Origin of the sequence: Colwellia sp. MB02u-14 (assembly GCF_014076915.1) — a bacterium.
In the GTDB taxonomy this organism is placed as follows: Bacteria; Pseudomonadota; Gammaproteobacteria; order Enterobacterales; family Alteromonadaceae; genus Colwellia_A.
On the sequence record NZ_JACGUX010000008.1, the window covers coordinates 1 to 763 of the forward strand.

The 763-nt window shown below is 36.3% G+C and carries 1 protein-coding gene; it reads right to left on the reverse strand.

Going from position 1 to position 763, the window contains the following annotated elements:
- Positions 1-209 precede the first annotated feature (209 nt).
- Positions 210-620 (reverse strand): hypothetical protein, encoded by a 411-nt coding sequence (locus H4J52_RS02870; RefSeq protein ID WP_182179653.1) that lies wholly within the window; start codon positions 618-620, stop codon positions 210-212.
- Positions 621-763 lie beyond the last annotated feature (143 nt).

Consider the following 763-nt stretch of genomic DNA (forward strand, 5'->3'; position numbering starts at 1 on the left):
TACATTTATCGCTTGCTTCCGGTGTATATAATTCACATCTATCACAGCGTTTTTGTTTCGGCTGCTTAGCTTTCATTGCTAGACTCATTCCTACAGACATTGTGAAATCCTTTACACATAACGCCCAATTAACAGGCAAAAAATAGTTGGTTAAAATAAGCGACGAAGGAGCAAAAACCAACTGTTTTTTGTCCTTGTTGAATTTCTTGTTAGGTGTTTTTGGCACTAAACCGTAATTTTAATTTTTTAAAACCGAACCCGAAAAGCCAAACAATTAAAGGATAAGGTAATAAAATAACCATCCAAATAATAACTTTCAACGGCCAGCCAACTCCCATATTTGACCAATGAAGTTGCGTCGCCTGTTCGTGCATTTCAGGGGCAACATTTTGCAACCGTTCTGCTTCAGACATACCGAGAGAATCATAACCCATTAAATCAAGGCGTACCTCGGTGTAAAAATGAGGCCAATATCCGCCTATAATGAGCATAAAAGATATCATAAGTGCTGAAATCAAATATAACTTCACAAAACTATATTTTTTATACACACAAAAAATTGGTGCAAAAACCAAAATGATTATAATTAGTGATTTAGCAATAAAGTCTACAATTTCCATCTGAACTATTGAAACACCTAACGCCACGTTAAGCGGCAAAAAATGTTGGCTAAAATTGTGAACGGAGTGAAACAGCCAACTGTTTTTTGTCCGTTTGAACGTCTTGTTAGGTGCTTGTTAACCTACGATTTTAGCTGTCGACT